This window comes from Micromonospora xinjiangensis (assembly GCF_056150165.1).
Genome location: NZ_JAXCFO010000005.1, coordinates 564,244 through 583,734, shown reverse-complemented (window position 1 = coordinate 583,734; position 19,491 = coordinate 564,244). Strand labels below are relative to the sequence as shown.

13 protein-coding genes and 1 pseudogene are annotated in these 19,491 nt (G+C 73.6%); 10 read left to right on the top strand and 4 right to left on the bottom strand.

Annotated features, from left to right (window positions below):
- Nucleotides 1–598 precede the first annotated feature (598 nt).
- A pseudogene (locus SM573_RS21515) lies at nt 599–2,418 on the bottom strand (beta-N-acetylhexosaminidase).
- A gap of 287 nt (nt 2,419–2,705) precedes the next feature.
- On the opposite strand from SM573_RS21515, the gene ppdK reads away from it, so the two are divergent.
- From ppdK to SM573_RS21475, 8 genes are all read left to right on the top strand, one after another.
- Entirely contained in the window at nt 2,706–5,414 is a 2,709-nt protein-coding gene (gene ppdK / locus SM573_RS21510) for a pyruvate, phosphate dikinase (protein ID WP_474616901.1), read from the top strand.
- Between the two features lie 146 nt (nt 5,415–5,560).
- Entirely contained in the window at nt 5,561–5,911 is a 351-nt protein-coding gene (locus SM573_RS21505) for a VOC family protein (RefSeq protein WP_474612913.1), read from the top strand.
- A 9-nt stretch (nt 5,912–5,920) separates the two neighbouring features.
- Nucleotides 5,921–7,285 carry a deoxyguanosinetriphosphate triphosphohydrolase gene (locus SM573_RS21500; protein WP_474616900.1) on the top strand — a complete coding sequence of 455 codons (1,365 nt, stop codon included), beginning with the start codon at nt 5,921–5,923 and terminating at the stop codon, nt 7,283–7,285.
- 15 nt (nt 7,286–7,300) lie between these two features.
- Nucleotides 7,301–8,131 carry a siderophore-interacting protein gene (locus SM573_RS21495; protein ID WP_474612915.1) on the top strand — a complete coding sequence of 277 codons (831 nt, stop codon included), beginning with the start codon at nt 7,301–7,303 and terminating at the stop codon, nt 8,129–8,131.
- 69 nt (nt 8,132–8,200) lie between these two features.
- Nucleotides 8,201–9,838: a BCCT family transporter gene (locus tag SM573_RS21490; RefSeq protein ID WP_474612916.1), complete on the top strand. Its 1,638-nt coding sequence runs from the start codon at nt 8,201–8,203 to the stop codon at nt 9,836–9,838.
- Nucleotides 9,839–9,929: 91 nt separating this feature from the next.
- A complete protein-coding gene (locus SM573_RS21485; RefSeq protein WP_474612917.1) occupies nt 9,930–10,904 on the top strand; it encodes an ABC transporter ATP-binding protein in 975 nt (324 codons plus the stop codon).
- Nucleotides 10,901–11,752: an ABC transporter permease gene (locus SM573_RS21480; RefSeq protein ID WP_474612918.1), complete on the top strand. Its 852-nt coding sequence runs from the start codon at nt 10,901–10,903 to the stop codon at nt 11,750–11,752. The genes SM573_RS21485 and SM573_RS21480 overlap by 4 nt, the downstream gene beginning before the upstream one ends.
- A gap of 10 nt (nt 11,753–11,762) precedes the next feature.
- The gene (locus SM573_RS21475; protein WP_474612919.1) at nt 11,763–12,014 is read left to right on the top strand and encodes a helix-turn-helix transcriptional regulator; all 252 of its coding nucleotides are present in this window, start codon (nt 11,763–11,765) and stop codon (nt 12,012–12,014) included.
- 62 nt (nt 12,015–12,076) lie between these two features.
- Here SM573_RS21475 and SM573_RS21470 read toward each other — a convergent pair whose 3' ends face one another.
- The gene (locus SM573_RS21470) at nt 12,077–13,288 is read right to left on the bottom strand and encodes a low temperature requirement protein A (protein ID WP_474616899.1); all 1,212 of its coding nucleotides are present in this window, start codon (nt 13,286–13,288) and stop codon (nt 12,077–12,079) included.
- Nucleotides 13,289–13,425: 137 nt separating this feature from the next.
- Between SM573_RS21470 and dnaG the strand changes: the two genes are divergently transcribed.
- On the top strand, nt 13,426–15,294 hold the full coding sequence (gene dnaG, locus SM573_RS21465) for a DNA primase (RefSeq protein WP_474612921.1): 1,869 nt from the start codon (nt 13,426–13,428) through the stop codon (nt 15,292–15,294).
- Nucleotides 15,295–15,825: a hypothetical protein gene (locus SM573_RS21460; protein ID WP_474612922.1), complete on the top strand. Its 531-nt coding sequence runs from the start codon at nt 15,295–15,297 to the stop codon at nt 15,823–15,825.
- 224 nt (nt 15,826–16,049) lie between these two features.
- On the opposite strand, the gene SM573_RS21455 is transcribed toward SM573_RS21460, so the two are convergent.
- Together SM573_RS21455 and SM573_RS21450 are read right to left on the bottom strand one after the other, a co-directional pair.
- Nucleotides 16,050–17,069 (bottom strand): TAXI family TRAP transporter solute-binding subunit, encoded by a 1,020-nt coding sequence (locus tag SM573_RS21455; RefSeq protein ID WP_474612923.1) that lies wholly within the window; start codon nt 17,067–17,069, stop codon nt 16,050–16,052.
- The gene (locus tag SM573_RS21450) at nt 17,066–19,399 is read right to left on the bottom strand and encodes a TRAP transporter permease (protein ID WP_474612924.1); all 2,334 of its coding nucleotides are present in this window, start codon (nt 19,397–19,399) and stop codon (nt 17,066–17,068) included. The genes SM573_RS21455 and SM573_RS21450 overlap by 4 nt, the downstream gene beginning before the upstream one ends.
- Between the last annotated feature and the right edge of the window lie 92 nt (nt 19,400–19,491).

Here is a 19,491-nt window from a genome sequence, read left to right as displayed (position 1 = left end):
ATCGGGGGAGTGCGCCTGGCGGCTGTGCCTGCTCGGGCGCCTCGGGGTGTAACGACGTGGGCCGGCCGGTGATTCCGGGGCGGGGCCCGCGTGGTGCCGAGGGTGTAACGACGTGGGCCGGCCGGTCATTCCGACGAGCGGTCCGGTGCCCGGGGGTGTCAACGCACCGGGGTGGCGGTGAGTTCCCGCCGCGGGTCGTCTCCCTGCCGGCGACCGGAGGCCGCGTGGCTCGACCATGTTCAACGACCCGGGCGGGGCCATGATTCCGTCCCGGCGGTGGCGCCGGCCACGGGACGAGCGGACGCGAACCGGACACCGCGCCCATCCAGTCACAGGCTGGAACGGACAGCTGACCCCAGAGGGGTCGACCGCGTCGCGAACGCCGTGCCGCACCGCGAACGCCGGGATCCGTCCGCCGGGGCGCAAGATCCGCACAGCATCACGGATCTTGTTGCCTCCGCCGGGCCGTGAGGCCACTACGTCCGGGAAGTTGCGCGCTGATCCTGCCAGGCTGGTCGTCTAGGTCGTCAGCTTTGGGGACGTCCCGCGGACCAGGCGGGTGCCCGGTCGGGCGGTTGGCGCGACCGGGCCTACGCGATCACACCGGCTCGGGTGCGGTGTCCGGTCCCGGCTGGGCGGGGGCGGTGGGCGCGCCGGTCGGGGCGGGGGCGGTGGGGGCGCCGGTCGGGGCAGGGATGGCGGGGGCCTCCGTCTCGGCGTCCAGGGCCGCGGCCGGGCCGGCTTGCGCGGGCCACGGCACCTCGATCGAGCGGTGGAAGGCGATGCCGGCGAGGGCCCAGCGGGGGCCGTGCCCGGCGAGCCGCTCCCGGAAGCCGGCCCAGTCGTGGGTCGACCGTGGCGACCAGCCCAGTTCCGCGACGGCGGGCAGCCGGGGAAAGAGCATGAACTCGATCTCCGGCAGGGAGGTGACCGTCTCGGTCCAGAGCGGCGCCTCGACGCCGAGCACCGCCTCGGCCGGCACGCCCGCGAGGTGTGCGCCCGGATCCCAGTCGTACGCCCGGCGCACGTCGATCAGGCCGGCCCAGTCCAGCCCCAGCGGTGTGTCCGCGGTGTACTTCATGTCCAGGTACGCGTGGTTGCCGGGAGAGAGGATGAGCCGGGCCCCCCGGCGTACCGCCTCGGCGGTGACGGGGTCCTCGCCGTTCGTGCCCCACCACTGGAGCACTCGGCGCTCGGCGTGCGCCGCCGGGGCGATCTGGTGCCAGCCGACCACGATCTTGCCAGTGTCGGCGACGATGCGCTGCACCCGCTCGACGAATCCGGTGTAGGACTCGCCCTTCACCTTGAACGCCTCGTCGCCGCCGATGTGCAGCCACGGCCCGGGGGTCAGCGCGGCCACCGCGCCGACCACGTCGGTGACGAAGTCGTACGTCCGCTCGTTGGCCGGGTCGACGTAGCTGAAGCCGACCTCGGTGCCGGTGTACGGCTCCGGGGTCACGCCCTCCGGCGCCAACTCGCCGTACGCGACCAGCGCGGCGTTGGTGTGGCCGGGCAGGTCGATCTCGGGCACGACGGTGACGTGCCGGGCCGCCGCGTAGCCGACGATGCGCTGGTAGTCGCCCGCGGTGTAGTGCCCGCCGGGCCCACCGCCGACCTCGATCGCCCCGCCCACCTCGGCGAGCCGTGGCCACCCCGGTACGGCGAGCCGCCAGCCCTGGTCGTCGGTGAGGTGCAGGTGCAGGTGGTTGAGCTTGTACCGGGCGAGGTGGTCGATCACCCGGAGCACGTCGGTGACCGGGAAGAAGTGCCGGGCCACGTCGAGCATGGCCCCCCGGTACGGGTACCGCGGCCGGTCGACGATCGACCCGCCGGGCAGCGTCCAGCGCTCCTGCACCCGGGCGCGGCTCTCGATCGACGGCGGCAGGAGCTGACGCAGGGTCTGGGTGCCGTAGAAGAGCCCGGCCGGGGTGGCCGCGACGATCCGGACACCCTCCCGGTCACGTCGAGGCGGTAGCCCTCGTCGCCCAGCTCCGCGCCGCCGGCCCGGCTCGCGGTGGGTGCCGCCGGCGGATGGGCCGCGTCGGCGAGGGTGAGCGTCAGGGAACCGTCCCCGACGCCGTCGGCGACGGGCAGGGGGAAGCCGGTGGCGGGCCGCAGCAGCGCGGCGAGCTGCTCGGCGACCTCGCGGCCGGCGGGGCTCACTCGGACGACCGTGCCAGCGGTCAGGGTGAAGTCGGCCGCCGTGTCGGGCGCGACGAACTCGGGAGCGGGAACGACGTCACCCAGCCGGACCGGGGCCGGCGGGGCGAGCAGGTCGCCGGCGTGCTGGGCGGCGGCCCGGGCCAGCTCGGCGGTGGCCGGCTGCCGGGTGGGCAGGCCCAGGCCGTCGAGCGGCTCGGGACCGGTCTCGGACGGGGTGGCGGGGGTGGTCGGCACGGCGACGGCTCCGGGGTGTATTCGGGCGGGATGTGGCAATGGTCAGGTCCATCGAAACGAGTGCCGTCAAGAGTACGAGGGGAACCGCGTTTGCGTGATCCTGCACGTGGAAGCGTTCCCAAAAACCGGTACGAACGCGGATAGTGGTGATGGCTGTGCCTATTGTCACCGAACGCTCCCAGGCCACCCGATGTTCGCTTAACCTTCGCCCACCGACCGCTGACGACGCCGGATTACCGGCGGTCGCTCCCGGGGAATGTCCGAACTGAACCTTCGTTAAGTGTCAATGGCGCGCGTGGGAGGCTCTGGTGGCAGCGCAAGAGACGGTCGATCGCAAGTACGTGTACGACTTCGCCGAGGGCAACAAGGATCTGAAGGACCTGCTCGGCGGCAAGGGCGCCAACCTGGCCGAGATGACCAACCTCGGCCTGCCGGTGCCGCCCGGCTTCACCATCACCACCGAGGCGTGCAAGGCGTACCTCGCCACGGGTGAGGAGCCGCCCGGGCTCGCCGACCAGATCGAGGCGCACCTGGAGGCCCTGGAACGGGGCATGGGGCGGCGGCTCGGCGACGCCGACGACCCCCTGCTCGTCTCCGTCCGTTCCGGCGCCAAGTTCTCCATGCCCGGGATGATGGAGACCGTCCTCAACGTCGGCCTCAACGACCGCAGCGTCGTCGGGCTCAGCGCCCAGGCCGGCGGAAACGACCGGTTCGCCTGGGACTCGTACCGGCGGCTCATCCAGATGTTCGGCAAGACCGTCTGCGACGTGCCGGGCGAGGAGTTCGAGCACGCGCTGGACGAGGCCAAGCGCGCCAAGGGCACCACGAACGACCTCGACCTCGACGCCGACGACCTGCGCGGGCTGGTCGACGCCTACAAGAAGATCTTCGCGAAGCACACCGGGCGGGAGTTCCCGCAGGAGCCCCGGGAGCAGCTCGACCTGGCCATCCGCGCGGTCTTCGAGTCCTGGAACGCCGAGCGGGCGATCGTCTACCGGCGGCAGGAGCGCATCCCGGCCGACCTCGGCACCGCGGTCAACGTGGTGGCGATGGTCTTCGGCAACCTCGGGCCGGACTCCGGCACCGGCGTCGCGTTCACCCGCGACCCGGCCAGCGGCGCCCAGGGCATCTACGGCGACTACCTCGCCAACGCCCAGGGCGAGGACGTGGTGGCCGGCATCCGCAACACGGTGCCGTTGCAGGAGCTGGAGCGGATCGACAAGACGTCCTACGACGAGCTGCTCGGCTACATGGCCCGGCTGGAGGAGCACTACCGGGACCTCTGCGACATCGAGTTCACCATCGAGCGCGGCAAGCTCTGGATGCTCCAGACCCGGGTGGGCAAGCGTACGGCGGCCGCCGCGTTCGTCATCGCCGGCCAGCTCGTCGACGAGGGCCTCATCGACCTGGACGAGGCGCTGCACCGGGTCAACGGCGCGCAACTGGCCCAGCTGATGTTCCCCCGGTTCCGGCTCGACCACGAGTTCGAGCCGGTGGCGAAGGGGGTGGGCGCCTCGCCGGGCGCGGCGTCCGGCAAGGCCGTCTTCAGCTCGGACCGGGCCGTCGAGCTGGCCGCCGAGGGTGAGTCGGTGATCCTGGTCCGCCGCGAGACCAACCCCGACGACCTGAACGGCATGATCGCCGCCAAGGGCATCCTCACCTCGCGGGGCGGCAAGACCAGCCACGCGGCCGTGGTGGCCCGTGGGATGGGCAAGACCTGCGTCTCCGGCGCCGACGAGCTGGACGTCAACGTGCCGCAGCGGCGGTTCACCGTCGGCGGGCACACGGTCGCCGAGGGCGACGTCATCTCGATCGACGGCACCACCGGGAAGGTCTACCTCGGCGAGGTGCCGGTCACGCCGTCCGAGGTGGTGCAGTACTTCGAGGGCACCCTCGACCCGGAGCAGAGCGACGATCCGCTCGTCCGGGCCGTACACCGGATCATGACGCACGCCGACCAGCGACGGCGGCTGGCCGTGCGGACGAACGCCGACACGGCCGACGACGCGGCCCGGGCCCGGCGGTTCGGCGCGGAGGGCATCGGGCTGTGCCGCACCGAGCACATGTTCCTCGGCGACCGGCGGGAGCTGGTCGAGCGGCTGATCCTGGCCCGCACCGAGGACGAGCGCGAGTCGGCCCTCGCCGCCCTGCTGCCGTTGCAGCGGGCCGACTTCGTGGACATCTTCACGGCGATGGACGGGCTTCCGGTCACCGTGCGGCTGATCGACCCGCCGCTGCACGAGTTCCTGCCGCCGCTGGAGCAGCTCGCGGTCAACGTGGCGGTCGCCCAGGAGCGCGGCGAGGACGTGGCCAAGGAGGAGGCGCTGCTCGCCGCCGTCCGGCGGATGCACGAGGAGAACCCGATGCTCGGCCTGCGCGGCGTACGCCTCGGCCTGGTCATCCCCGGCCTGTTCGCCATGCAGGTCCGGGCGATCGCCGAGGCCGCGGTCACGGTCGTGCGGAAGGGCGGGTCCGCCCACCCGGAGATCATGGTCCCGCTGGTCGGCGCGGTGCAGGAGCTGGAGACCGTACGCGCCGAAGCCGAGAAGATCATCGCCGAGGTGGTCGGGGAGAGCGGCGTGGAGGTGCTGATCGGCACGATGATCGAGGTGCCGCGGGCGGCGCTCACCGCGGGTCAGATCGCCGAGGCGGCCGAGTTCTTCTCCTTCGGCACCAACGACCTCACCCAGATGGGCTGGGGTTTCTCCCGCGACGACGTGGAGGCGGCGTTCTTCTGGCGCTACCTGGAACTGGGCATCTTCGGCATCTCGCCGTTCGAGTCCATCGACGCCGAGGGCGTCGGCCGGCTGGTCCGGATCGCCGCCGAGGAGGGCCGCGCCGCGCGACCCGGGTTGAAGCTCGGTGTCTGCGGCGAGCACGGCGGCGACCCCGACTCGGTGCACTTCTTCCACGCGGTCGGCCTGGACTACGTCTCCTGCTCGCCGTTCCGGGTGCCGGTGGCCCGCCTGGAGGCTGGCCGGGCGGCCGTGGAGACGGCCGGCTCGGACAGCCGCTGACGCGGGGGCGGCGGGGCGGGCACGCGTCCCGCCGCCGCTCGGCCGTCGCCACCGGTCCGTCACCCGGAGACGGCTGCCGAGCCGTCCGGCGGCGTCGGGCGTAATCTTGGCTCGCTCGTAATCCGTCGATGCGGAAGGGTGGCTGCATGACCAGCGTCTGGGAGAACCTGACCGTCGACGCCCATGATCCGCCCCGGCTGGCGCGCTGGTGGGCCGAGGCCCTCGGCTACCAGATCGTCACCGAGAAGCTGGACGAGGTGGAGATCCGCCAGGCGCCGGACCGGCTGCCCGGGATCGTCTTCGTGCCGGTCACCGAGGGCAAGGAGACCAAGAACCGGCTGCACATCGACCTGCGGCCGACCGACCAGGAGGCCGAGGTCGAGCGGCTGGTCGACATGGGTGCCCGGCACGTCGACATCGGCCAGGGCGACGTCGAGTGGACGGTCCTCGCCGACCCGGAGGGCAACGAGTTCTGCGTGCTCCGGCAACGTGCCTAGGGTGACCGGTTGAGCGGGCACCCGTCCGCCGGCCGGCACGACGCCGGCCCGCACGACGCCGGCCCGGGCGACGTCGGGCCTCGGGCCGCCGACGCGGGCCACGGCAGGTCGCCGTCACCCGCGCCGGACGACGAGCGGCGGGTCCCGGAGCCGCCGAAGGACACCGGCTACGGCCGCTCCCCGTACGAGCGGGACCGGGCTCGCGTGCTGCACTCGGCCGCTTTCCGCCGGTTGGCCGCCAAGACCCAGGTGCATACCGCCGGCACGGACGACTTCCTGCGCACGCGGCTGACCCACTCGCTGGAGGTCGCGCAGATCGCCCGCGAGATGGGCGCCCGGCTGGGCTGCGACCCGGACGTGGTGGACGTCGCGGGGCTGGCCCACGACCTCGGGCACCCGCCCTTCGGGCACAACGGCGAGGCCGCGCTCGACGTGCTGGCCGGCCCGTGCGGCGGCTTCGAGGGCAACGCCCAGACGCTGCGGGTCCTGACCCGGTTGGAGGCCAAGGTGTTCGCCCCGGACGGGTCGTCCGCCGGGCTGAACCTCACCCGCGCCTCGCTCGACGCGGTCGGCAAGTACCCCTGGCCGCGACGGTCGGGGCGGCGCAAGTTCGGGGTGTACGCCGACGACGCCGACGTGTTCGGCTGGGTCCGGGCCGGTGCGCCGGCGGGGGAGCGGCGGTGCCTGGAGGCGCAGGTGATGGACTGGGCCGACGATGTGGCGTACTCGGTGCACGACGTCGAGGACGGCATCCACGGCGGGTACGTCACCCTGCGCCCGTTGCTGGCCGACGCCGACGAGCGGGCGGCCCTCTGCGCCGACGTGGCCGCGACCTACTCCGGCGAGTCCCCGGCCGACCTCGGCGAGGTGCTCGTCGAGCTGCTCGCCGACCCGGTGCTCGCACCGCTGGCCTTCTACGACGGCAGCCACCGCGCCCAGGCCGCGCTCAAGACCACCACCAGCGTGCTGACCGGGCGCTTCGTCTCGGCGGCGGTGGCCGCCACGGAGGAGCGGTCCGGCCCGGGCCCGCACCGCCGGTACGCCGCCGACCTGGTGGTGCCGCGGGAGGTGCGGGCACGCTGTGCGCTGCTGAAGGGGATCGCGCTGCGCTACGTGATGCGCCGGCCGGGGGCGCACGCCCGGTACGAGTGGCAGCGGCAGATCCTGGCCGAACTGGTGGCGGCCCTGGTCGAGCGGGCGCCGGACGAGCTGGATCCGGTCTTCGCGCCGTTGTGGCGGGCCGCCCCGGACGACGCCGCCCGGCTGCGGGTGGTGATCGACCAGGTCGCCTCGCTCACCGACCCGGTCGCGGTGGCCTGGCACGCCCGCCTGACCGGTTCCGGGGCACCCCCACTGCCCACGGCAGCAGGTTAGGATAGCCTAACCAATATGACGGAGCGCCGTACGAAGGTCACCAGCGCCCGGGTCCTGCGGACCGAGCGGCCCGCCCCGCGCCTGATCCGGCTGGTCCTCGGTGGTGAGGAGCTTGTCGGGCTGCCCGTGGGCGAGTTCACCGACCACTACATCAAGGTGGTCTTCCCGCAGCCCGGCGTGGCCTATCCGTCCCCGTTCGACCTGGAGGTGGCTCGGCGCACCCTGCCGCGCGCGGACTGGCCGCGCCTGCGCACGTACACGGTGCGGGCGTGGGACCCGCGGACCGCGGAGCTGACCGTCGACGTCGTCTACCACGGCGACGAGGGGCTCGCCGGGCCGTGGGCGGCGACGCTGCGCCCCGGGGACCCGGTGCACTTCGTCGGCCCGGGTGGCGGGTACGCCCCGAGCCCGGAGGCGGACTGGCACCTGATGGTCGGCGACGAGAGCGCGCTCCCGGCGATCGCCGCGTCGCTGGAGCGGCTCCCGGCCGGCGCCCCCGCGAAGGTCTTTCTGGAGGTCGACGGCCCGGCCGACGAGATGCCGCTCACCTGCGCCGGCGTGGTCGAGGTGCGCTGGCTGCACCGCTCCCGCCGCCCGGTGGGCGAGGCGCTGGTGGCCGCGGTGCGGGCGCTGGACTTCCCGCCCGGCGCGGTGCACGCCTTCGTGCACGGTGAGGCGACGTTCGTCAAGGAGCTGCGCCGGCTGCTGCGCATCGAGCGGGGGGTCCCGCGCGAGATGCTCTCCATCTCCGGCTACTGGCGCCGGGGCATGGACGACGAGGGCTGGCGGGCCGTCAAGCCCGAGTGGAACAAGCAGGTCGAGGCCGAGGAGAAGCTCGCCGCCTGACGGCGCGACGTTTGTCGTATTCCACCCCCCGCGAGGTCGTGGGGCCGGACCATGGGTCCAGGGGTGGACATGGCCGAGCAGCAGCCGGAGGCGACGTCGCGTCCGGGACGTCTCGATCCGGTCGTCCTGGCGCTCGGCGTCGGCGGCGTGCTGGGCGTGGTGGCCTGGGGCGTGCTGGCCCGCGACTCGCTCGCCCGGTTCGGGGCGTCCGGGCTCAGCTGGGCGATCGACACGTTCGGCTGGTTCTTCGTGCTGGCGGCGGACGCCTTCCTGGTCCTCGCCGTGGTGATCGCGGCGTCCCGGTTCGGGAGGATCCGGCTCGGGTCGGACGACGACGAACCGGAGTTCAACACCCTCGCCTGGGTCGCGATGATGTTCAGCGCCGGTATGGGGATCGGCCTGGTCTTCTTCGCCGTGGCCGAGCCGATCCAGCACTACGCGTCCCCACCGCCGGCGTCCGGCGTGCCGGCCGAGACCGGCGCGGCCGCCGCCGCGGCGATGCAGTACACCCTCTTCCACTGGACCCTGCACCCGTGGGGGATCTACGCCCTCGCCGGGCTGGCGCTGGCGTACTCGACGTTCCGGAAGGGGCGGGGCAACCGGATCTCCTCCGCCTTCCAGCCGCTGCTCGGCTCCCGGGTGGACGGTGCGGCCGGCCGCGCCATCGACCTGCTGGCCGTCTTCGCCACCGTGTTCGGCTCGGCGACCAGCCTCGGGCTCGGCGCGCTCCAGGTGGCCGCGGGCCTGGAGCTGGTCGCGGGCCTGCCCGACACCCGGGCGCTGGAGCTGGTGGTCATCGGGGCGCTCACCCTCGCCTTCGTCGTCTCGGCGACCTCCGGTCTGCACCGCGGGGTGAAGTGGCTGTCCACGACGAACGTGCTGCTCGCCGTGGCGTTGCTGCTCTTCGTCTTCGTGGTGGGGCCGACGGTCTACACGCTCGAGGTGCTGCCCGCCGCGGTCGGCGACTATCTCAGCGGGCTGCTGCGGATGTCGACCCGGACGGGGGCGTTCTCCGATCCGGCCTGGCTCGGCTCGTGGACGATCTTCTACTGGGCGTGGTGGATCTCGTGGGCGCCGTTCGTGGGCACGTTCATCGCGCGGATCTCCCGGGGCCGTACTGTGCGGCAGTTCGTCATCGGCGTGCTGCTGGTGCCGAGCGGCGCCAGCGCCGTCTGGTTCGCGGTGCTGGGCGGCACCGCGCTGCGGACCCAGGCCACCGGCACGCGCGACCTGGTGCGCGACGTCGCGGCCGGCTCCGAGCAGGCGCTGTTCAACCTGCTGGACGCGCTGCCGCTGGCCGCGGCGTCCAGCGTGCTGGCGATCGTGCTGGTGGCGCTCTACTTCGTGACGGGCGCCGACTCGGCCTCCCTGGTGCTGGGTTCGTTGACCTCCCGTGGCGCGCTGCGCCCGCACCGGTTGCTCGTGGTGCTGTGGGGCGCGCTCATCGGTGCGGTCGCCGCGGCACTGCTGCTCGCCGGTGGACTCGCCGCGTTGCAGCAGGCCACCATCCTGGTGGCGCTGCCGTTCGTGGTGGTGATGCTCGGCCTCGCGGTCGCGTTGTTCCGGGAGATGGCCCGGGACCCGGCGGTCCATCCGCCGGCCCGGCGGCGCCGGGCCGGCCTGGCCGCCGCCGTGCGCGCCGCCCGGTCGTACGACGAGGAGGACCCGCCCCCGGTGACGCGCTGGTTCGGCCGCCCTCCGCGATGACCTGTCGCACCTCGAAGCGGGAGTGGGTGTACCTCCGTATGTAGCAGAGGTGCTACATTCTGCCGTAGTGATTCGTCAAACAGGGGTGACCATGACTGCGGTCGAACTACCGGGGTCCGTGCAGACCCCGCACCCGCCCGACGGGGAGCTGGTGCTCGACGTCCGCGACCTGCGCATGCGGTACGGCACCGTCGACGTGCTGCACGGGGTCGACTTCACCGCCCGGCGCGGCGAGGTGCTCGCGCTGCTCGGGCCCAACGGCGCCGGCAAGAGCACCACCATCGAGATCCTCGAGGGCTTCCGGATGCGCTCGGCCGGTGAGGTCCGGGTGCTCGGGGTCGACCCGGCGCGCGGCGACGAGCGCTGGCGTGCCCGGATGGGCGTGGTGCTCCAGTCCTGGCGCGACCACGGCAAGTGGCGGGTGCGGGACGTGCTGGCCCACCTCGGCGAGTTCTACGCCCCCTACTCCACCGAGCGGATCCGCCGGCCCTGGCCGGTGGACGACCTGCTGGAGGCCGTCGGCCTCGCCGCGCACGGCGGCCAGCGGGTGAACCGGCTCTCCGGCGGGCAGCGCCGCCGTCTGGACGTGGCGGTCGGCATCGTGGGCCGTCCCGAGCTGCTCTTCCTGGACGAGCCGACGGTCGGCTTCGACCCGGCGGCACGCCGCGAGTTCCACGAGCTGGTGCACCGCCTCGCCGACCTGGACGAGACCACGATCCTGCTCACCACCCACGACCTGGACGAGGCGGAGAAGCTCGCCGACCGGATCCTCATCCTGGCCGGCGGGCGCATCATCGCCGACGGCTCGCCCGACGAGCTGTCCCGCCGGGTCGCCGGGCACACCGAGATCCGGTGGACCCGGGACGGGGAACGCTTCGTGCACTCGGCGGTCGACGCGACCGCGTTCGTGCGGGAGCTGTTCCGACAGCACGGCGACGGCGTCCAGGAGTTGGAGGTCCGCCGGGCGAGCCTGGAGGACGCGTACCTGGCGCTCGTCCACGAGCAGGAGTCCGGTGCGCGGGTCGGCACGGCGACCCGGGCGTGGCAGCAGGGGAGCCAGGCATGAACCCGACCAGAGTCGCCGTCCGGGCCGGTCTCCGGCGCGGCGTGATCGAGCTGCGCAACACCTTCACGAACTCGCAGGACCTGTGGGGCTACATCTTCCCGACGGTGGTCCTACTGGTGACCATCTTCTTCATGCGCGGGTCCACGGTGCCCGGCACCGAGTTCTCGCTCGGCGCGCGCACGCTCCCCAGCGTCCTCGGCATGGGGCTGGCCTTCGGTGGCCTCATCACCCTGGCCCAGCAGCTCGTCGTCGAGCGGGAGGACGGCACGCTGCTGCGGGCCAAGGCCACCCCGAACGGGATGCTCGGCTATCTCGTCGGCAAGCTCACCCTGATGTCGACGGTCGCGCTGGTGAGCATGGTCGTGCAGCTCGTGCCGGCGCTGTTCCTCGTCGACGGGCTCCAGCTGACCAGCGCCACCGCCTGGGTCACCCTGCTCTGGGTGACGGTGCTCGGCCTGGTCGCCACCCTGCCCATCGGGGCGGTCATCGGCTCCCTGATCGAGAACCCGCGCAACCTCGGGCTGGTCATGCTGCCGATGATGGGCCTGATCGCGCTCTCCGGCATCTTCTACCCGATCAACGGCTACCCCGGCTGGCTCCAGGCCGTCGCCCAGGTCTTCCCGATCTACTGGCTAGGGTTGGGCATGCGCTCGGCGCTGCTGCCGGACGGTCTGGCCGCGGTCGAGCTCGGCGGGTCGTGGCGGCACCTGGAGACGCTCGGCGTGCTCGGCGCCTGGGCCGTGCTCGGGCTCGTGCTCGCGCCCGTCGTGCTGCGGCGGATGGCCCGCCGGGAGTCCGGCTCGCGGGTCGCCGCGCGCCGGGAGCGAGCCATGCAGCAGGTGATCTGAGAGGGCGTCGATGAGCGAGACCGTGCACAACCGCATCGCGGTGCTGCGGGCCGAGCGGGGCATCTCCCGGCGGCAGCTCGCCGACGCGCTGGGGGTGCACTACCAGACGGTGGGCTACCTGGAACGGGGTGAGTTCCGGCCCAGCCTGCACCTGGCGCTGCGCATCGCGGCGTACTTCGAGGTGCCCGTCGAGGTCGTCTTCTCGATCGAGCCGTTCCCCCGGATCGGCGGCGCCGCCGCGGAGGCCGGCCGCTCGGCGTGACCGCCGGGCTCGCGGTGGCCGCTGGCGTGCCGCCCGGCGCGGTGATCCGGATACGGTCCCGGTCACTCGGCGGAGGTGAGCGCCGTCCCCTCTTCCGAGCGTTCGCCGCCCAGCAGGACGGTGAACAGCACCGCGTACGTGGCGATCGCCGCGCTGAGCGACACCAGCACCAGGAACGGCGGGGAGACGGCCAGGGTGATCGCCCAGACCGCGGCGGCGGCGGACCCGTAGAGCAGCGCGGCGCGGAGCGAGACCCGGATCGACAGCCAGTACAGGCCCAGACCGCAGACGATCCAGAGGGTGGCCGAGCCGGCGAGCAGCAGGCGTACCTCCTTGGTGAGGATCGCCTCGCCGTCAACGGCCCGGACCGTCTGCCCGAGCGCCCACCCGAGCAGCAGCAGGCCGCCGCCGAGCAGGTAGTGCAGGTAGGCGTAGGGCTGGCCGCCGCGTAGCCGGTGGATCGGGATGCCGCTGGTGACGAAGGTGGCGTAGATCCACCAGATCGACGCCGGCACGGTGGAGGCCAGCGCCGCGGTGAGGGTCATCCTGCGGTCCGGGTGGTCCGGCACCGTGGCGAGCAGGTTGGCCACCGTGCTGCCGAGCACGATGATGATGAACTGGCCGATCCGCTCCGGCAGGTGCCGGACGTCCACCGGCCACCGGCTCAGCCAGCGGTAGCCGACCCAGGGCGTGGCGAGCTCGACCGTCGTCCCGATGATCCAGAGGACCGGCCGCAGATGCGGGGGGACGGCCAGCGAGGCGAGCCAGATGAGCCAGCCGAGCCCGAACCCGATCAGGTAGACGAGGGTGCCCGCCCGGGCCACCCCGGAGGCGGGACGGCCCCGGAGGTAGAGCAGGATCAGCACGCCACGGACGATCAGGTAACCCATCGGCAGCATCTCGCCGTCGGGCACCTCGTCCACCCCGAGGGTGATCGCTCCGGCGCCGAGCAGCGCGAACAGCATCAACAACCGGTGCGGCAGGTCGTCGGCCTGGTAGCGGGTGGCGTAGTAGGCGTGCCCCACCCAGGCCCACTGCACCACCAGGAAGAGCCCGAACGCGGCGAGCACGCTCTGCGGTCGAGGGCTCGTGTCGCCGCCGAGCCGGTCCACCACGGCAGCCAGGGCGAAGACGAAGATCACGTCGAAGAAGAGCTCGAACCAGGTGGCGTGCCGGTGACCGGCCTCGTCGGTGGCCGCCGTCGGCGGACGTACGGCCAGCCGGCCGGCGAGCCGGCCGCCCCATCGCGCCCCGCGCCCCTTCCTCCGCCACATCTGCTCATGCTCGCCGCGGCGGGGCGGTGCCTGGGGCGAAATGGGCGAGTCGCTCGCGATCCGGCTCACCCGGCGTGCCCCCGACGGCGGAACGTCGGTCCGGCAGGGCAGGATGTACGCCGGAGGAGGTGGCGGACATGGCGGGGCGGATCCGGGACGAGGACATCGCGCTGGTCCGGGAGCGCACCTCGATAGAGGAGATCATCTCCGAGACGGTGACCCTCCGGTCCGCGGGCGGCGGCAACCTGAAGGGGCTGTGCCCGTTCCACGACGAGAAGAGCCCCTCGTTCAACGTCTCCCCGGCGCGCAACGTCTGGTACTGCTTCGGCTGCGGCGCCGGCGGCGACGCCATCAAGTTCCTGATGGACGCCGACCACCTCAGCTTCGTCGAGGCGGTCGAACGGCTCGCCGCCCGCGCCGGCATCCAGCTGCGCTACGTGGAGGGCGACTCCACCCCGGCGCGGGGCCGCCCCCAGCAGGGGCAGCGTCAGCGCCTGGTCGCCGCGCACGCCGCCGCCGTCGAGTTCTACCAGTCCCAGCTCACGACCGCCGGCGCGCGGCCGGCCCGGGAGTTCCTGGCCGCACGCGGCTTCGACCGGGCGGCCGCCGAGCGCTACGCCTGCGGCTTCGCCCCCGACGCCTGGGACCACCTGACCAAGCACCTGCGCCAACGGGGGTTCACCGCCGACGAGCTGACCACGGCGGGGCTGTCGCGGCCGTCGCGCTCGGGCACCCTGATCGACCGGTTCCGGCGGCGGCTCATGTGGCCGATCCGGGACATCACCGGTGACGTGATCGGCTTCGGTGCGCGCAAGCTCTTCGACGATGACGACGGCCCGAAGTACCTGAACACCCCCGAGACGCCGATCTACAAGAAGTCGCACGTGCTCTACGGCATCGACCAGGCGAAGCGGGAGATCGCCAAGCAGGGCAAGGTGGTCGTGGTCGAGGGCTACACCGACGTGATGGCCTGCCATCTGGCCGACGTGCCGACGGCGGTGGCGACCTGCGGCACGGCGTTCGGCGCGGACCACATCGCGGTGCTGCGCCGGGTGCTCTTCGACAGCGACGAACGGGCCGGGGAGATCATCTTCACCTTCGACGGGGACGCCGCCGGCCAGAAGGCCGCGCTGCGGGCCTTCGACGACGACCAGCGGTTCGTGGGGCGTACCTTCATCGCCGTCAGCCCCGACAACATGGACCCGTGCGAGCTGCGGCTGGCCAAGGGAGACCTCGCGGTCCGCGACCTGGTGGCGCGCCGCGAGCCGCTCGTCGACTTCGCGTTGCGGCACGTCATCAGCCGCTACGACCTCGACACCGTCGACGGCCGGGTGGAGGCGATGCGCCGCGCCGCCCCGCTGGTCGCGAAGATCAAGGACCGGGAGAAGCGCCCGGAGTACGTCCGTAAGCTCGCCGGCGACCTGGGCATGGAGATCGAGCCGGTGCAGCGGGCGGTGCAGGCCGCCGCGGCCGGCGCCACCGGCCGACCGGCGCCCGCCCCGGCGTCCCCGGCCGTCGCCGCGCCGACGGTGGACAGCCCGCAGTCGATGGTCGAGCGGGAGGCGCTGAAGCTCGCGCTCCAGCAGCCGGTGCTCGCCGGGCCGATGTTCGACGCGGTGGAGGCGGGCGAGTACCGCCACCCGGTCCACGTCGCGGTGCGCGAGGCGATCGCCGCCACCGGCGGTGCCGCGGCGGCCACCGGCGGCGCGGTGTGGATCGAGTCGGTCCGGGACGCCTGCGCCGACCTCGCCGGCCAGGCCCTCGTGGGCGAACTCGCCGTCGAGCCGCTGCGGATCGACGGTGAGCCGGATCCGCGGTACGTCTCGGTCACCATGGCCCGCCTGCAGTGGGGGTCGGTCACCGGCCGGATCAAGGACCTCAAGTCGCGGATCCAGCGGATCAACCCGGTGAGCAACAAGGACGAGTACTTCGCGCTCTTCGGTGAGCTGCTCTCGTTGGAGCAGCACGCCCGGGCACTGCGCGAACAGGCCGCGGGAGGGCTCTAGATGGGACTGTTCAGCCGCCGGCCGAAGCTGCGCCCGGTCGACCGCCCGCCGCTGTCGCCCGACGAGCGCGTGTTGGCCTGGGCCGCGGTCGGCGACGGCGAGGGTGGGGGCGTCCTGGTCGCCAGCAACCTCGGGCTCTGGCTGCCCGGCCACCAGCAACGACTCGGCTGGCACGAGCTGATCAAGGCGGTCTGGTCCGGCCGGGAACTCACCGTCACACCCGCGGAGCAGGTCGGCGAGCGCGACGGCTACCTCGTGGTCGCCGACGGCGTCCCGCAGACCTACCTGCTGCTCGATCCGGGTGACCTGCCGCACCAGGTGCGCGCCCGGGTCACCCGGTCGGTGGCCTACACCCAGCACCACTCCGTGCCCGGCGGCCGGATCGCCGCCCGGCGGGTGCCCGGCGTCGACGGGCTGACCTGGACGGTGCGCTACGACCCGGGCACGCCGGCCGACGACGCCGAGGTGGTGGCCCTGACCGACCAACTGGTCGCCGCCGCCCGGGCCGGGACCGCCCCCGCCGACGTCTGAGCCGACGCGAAGCGACCAGCGACACGGCCGGCGTCGACCCGGGTGACCAGCGGCCACGGCCGGCGTCGACCCGGGTGACCAGCGATCACGGCCGCGCCGACCCGGTGGCCGACGGGTGACCAGTGGTCACGCTCGGCGTCCCGCCGGGCGGACCGGGGCGACCAACGGTCACCGTCGGCGGGCACAGCGCGTCCCGTGCCGGCGGGCCGGGTCGCGGGCAGCCGTCAGCGGGCGCCCAGGTCCTGGAGGGCCTTCTCCGCGCCGCGGTGCAGCGGCACCGGGTCGGTCCGGCGGGCGTTCTCCAGCGTGATCCCCTTCGCCGCCGGGTTCGCCCGGGCCAGCGCGTCCCGGCGCTCGAAGAGCGTGCGGGTGATCGCGCAGGCGACGTTGGCGTCCAGGTCCCGGCGGACGAGCAGCACGTTCGGCACCACGATCGTCGGGGTGTCCGCCGCCGTCCGGTAGGCGTCCCGGCTGATCGTGCCGGCCTGGTAGGCCGGGTTCAGCTCGGCCATCTTCGGCAGCAGCGGGGTGATGTCGAGGAACCGCACCCGGTCCCCGGCGGTGGTGAACAGGTCGGTCAGCCCTCCGGTGGGCAGGCCGCCCGACCAGAAGAAGCCGTCGATGCTGCCGTCCTTCATCCCCTCGACGGTCTTCGTGAGGTCGAGCCGCTGCGCCTGGACGTCCTTCGCGGGGTCGAGACCGGCCGCCTGGAGCAGCCGGTTGGCGATCACCTCGGTGCCGGACTTCGGCGAGCCCGTGGAGATCCGCTTGCCGCGCATGTCGGCCACCGAGGCGATGCCGGCGTCGTTGCGCACCACGACCTGCGTGTAGTTGTCGTAGATCCGGGCGAGCGCCTGCACCGGCTGCGCGGCGTCGAACGTCTCCCTGCCCTGCACCGCGTTGACGGCCGTGTCGAAGAGCGAGAAGGCGACGTCGTACTGGCCGGCGACGAGTTGCTCGACGTTCTGCACCGAGGCGCCGGTCTCGGCCGCGGTGCCGGTCAACCGGCCGCCGGTGGCATCGGAGAGCTGCCCGGCCAGGGCGTTGCCGACCACGTAGTAGACGCCCGTCGCGTTCCCCGTCGCGATGCCGACCCGGGTGTCCCGGGTGACGTCGCAGGTGACCTCGCTCGCGGTGTCGTCCCGCGCCGCGCCGCCCTGCCGGCCGCCGCAGCCCACCGTCCCCGCCGTGAGCACGGCGAGCACGCCCACCCCGGCGAGGAGCCGAACATTCCTCCCGCTCACTGTCCTACCTCCCTCAGCTGCGCCGGTGATCCGGCCGGTCCGTCGGACCGGCCGGCGGATCCACGTCGTACGACCACGCTCGCGACCGCCACGGCGGCCAGCCCGACGCCGATCGCCACCGACACCGGCTCCAGCCGGAGCAGCACCACCCCGGCGAGCGCGGCGAGCACGCGTTCGGCGACTCCGGCCCGGCCCACGCCGGGCAGCCACCCTCCGGCGGCGACGGCGAGCACGGCGACGCTCAGCGCGAGGACCAGGGCGGCCACCGCGATCCGCCGCGGCCCGCCGATGCCGAGCAGGCCCAGCCCGGCGGGAGTGATCACGAAGGCGATCGGGGTGAGATACGCCGGCAGCGCGTAGCGCAGGGTGTGCCACATGGTCGGCACCAGCCGACCGCCGGTGACCGCCGCGGCGGCGACGGCGGCGAGCGCGGTCGGCGGGGACGCCTCGGAGAGCACCGCGAAGTAGAAGACGAACATCGCCACCGCCGGCGTCGCGACCCCCAGGTCGAGCAGCGCCGGCCCGATGATCACCCAGCCGATCACGAACGACGCCGTGACCGGGACGGCGAGACCGAGCAGGCTGAGCGCGACCGCGGCGAGCACCGCGGTGAGCACCAGGACCACCGCCGGGTCGCTGCTCAGCGCCCGCGCGCCGTCCACCAGCAGGCCCGCCGCCTGCGGGCCGAGCCCCGTCTTGGTGGTGGTGGCCGTGATGATGCCGGCGGCGGCGCAGACGGCGGTCACCGCGAGCACACCGCGTACGCCGCTCACCAGGGCGGTCAGCAGCCGCTCCGGGGTGAGCCGGTGGGCCCGGTCCAGGAAGGAGAGCGCGGCGGCGACCGCGGTCGCGAGCACCACCGCCCGGGTGGCCGACATGCCCGTGGCGAGCAGCGCGATGATGACGACCAGCGAGGCGAAGTGGTAGCCGAAGCGGCCCAGCAGCCGCCAGGGGGACGCCGCGTCGATGGACACCGGACGCACCCCCGAGCGGCGGGCGTCGATCTCCACGGAGAGCAGGATGCCGAGGTAGTAGAGGACCGTGGGCACGGTCGCCCAGCCGAGCACCTGGAGGTACGAGACGCCGAGGTACTCGGCGATGATGAACGCCGCCGCGCCCAGCGTCGGTGGGGAGAGGATCGCGCCCACCCCGGCCGCGGCCAGCATGCCGCCGGCCCGCTCCGCCGGGTAGCCGGCCCGCCGCAGGATCGGCCAGGTCACCGCCCCGATGCTGACCGTGGTGGCGGCCCCCGAGCCGGAGACGGTGCCCAGCAGGAAGCCGGAGGCGACCGCCGTACGCCCGGCCGCCGTGCGCGAGCGGCGGAAGGCCGCGGCGGAGAGGTCGACGAAGAACCGGCCCGCCCCGGAGAAGTTCAGCACCGCGCCGTAGATGGTGAAGAGCACGATGTAGGACGCCGCGACGTCCAGCGGAGTGCCGTAGAAGCCGCTGTCGGAGTTGTAGAACGCGTCGACCAACTGGCCGAAGTCGAGCCCGGCGTGGGCCACCGGCCAGGACTGCGGGAGCAGGCCGCCGTAGTAGCCGTAGCCGAGGAAGAGCAGGCAGACCGCGGGCAGGATCCAACCGGTGGTGCGGCGGCAGGCCTCGAGCAGCAGCAGGAGCAGGACGGTGCCGAGCACCAGGTCGGCCGGCGCGAGCAGCCCCTGGCGGTCGAGGAAGGCGTTGTAGCCGCCGCCGCCGGAACCGAGCGGGATCGGCAGGATCGGGTAGAGGCAGGCGGCCAGCGCCAGCGCGGCGAGCGCCCAGTCCGACACCGTGGGGCGCGAGGCCACGGGGGGCGCCGCCGTCACGGTGGCCTCCGGCCCGGCCGGCGGCGCGTCGCGGCGGCCGGGCCGGCGCAGCCGGGCCCGCAGCCGCAGCTCGGCCGGGTAGGCGAGGAAGACCAGCGGGAGGACGCCCGCGAGGAACACGATCAGGTAGTACTTGCTGCCCTGCGGCAACGGCCGGAACACCTGCCAGAGGGCGAGCGCGGCGACCGCCAGCGCCGCCGCGCCGACGAGCAGGCCGGCCGCTCCGGCGAGCGCGCGGCCCGGCTTCTCGTCCTCGAACTGGGCGGCGAGATCGGGCGTCCCGTCCGGCGGCCGGGGCGACGGGACGCGAGCGACGGCGGGCGCGCTCGCCTCGGTGGTCGTGGGCGGCTGCCGGGCGGCGACGTCGGCCTCCGCGGGCTCTCGCCCGGCGGCCGCCTCGACGGTCGTGGGCGGCCGGTGGGCGGCGTCGTCGGGGAGGTCGACAGTGGACGGCTCCGCCGTGGCCCGCTCGGCTCGGCGCGGGGTCGGCGGCGAACCGTCGGGGGAGCGGATGGGCGCCACAGAAGGACGATACACGTCGATGTGCGTACGCCGGGGGCGCTGCCGCGCCGCTAAATCGGATGGAGGTGTCGGACGCGGCGGTTAGGGTCGGG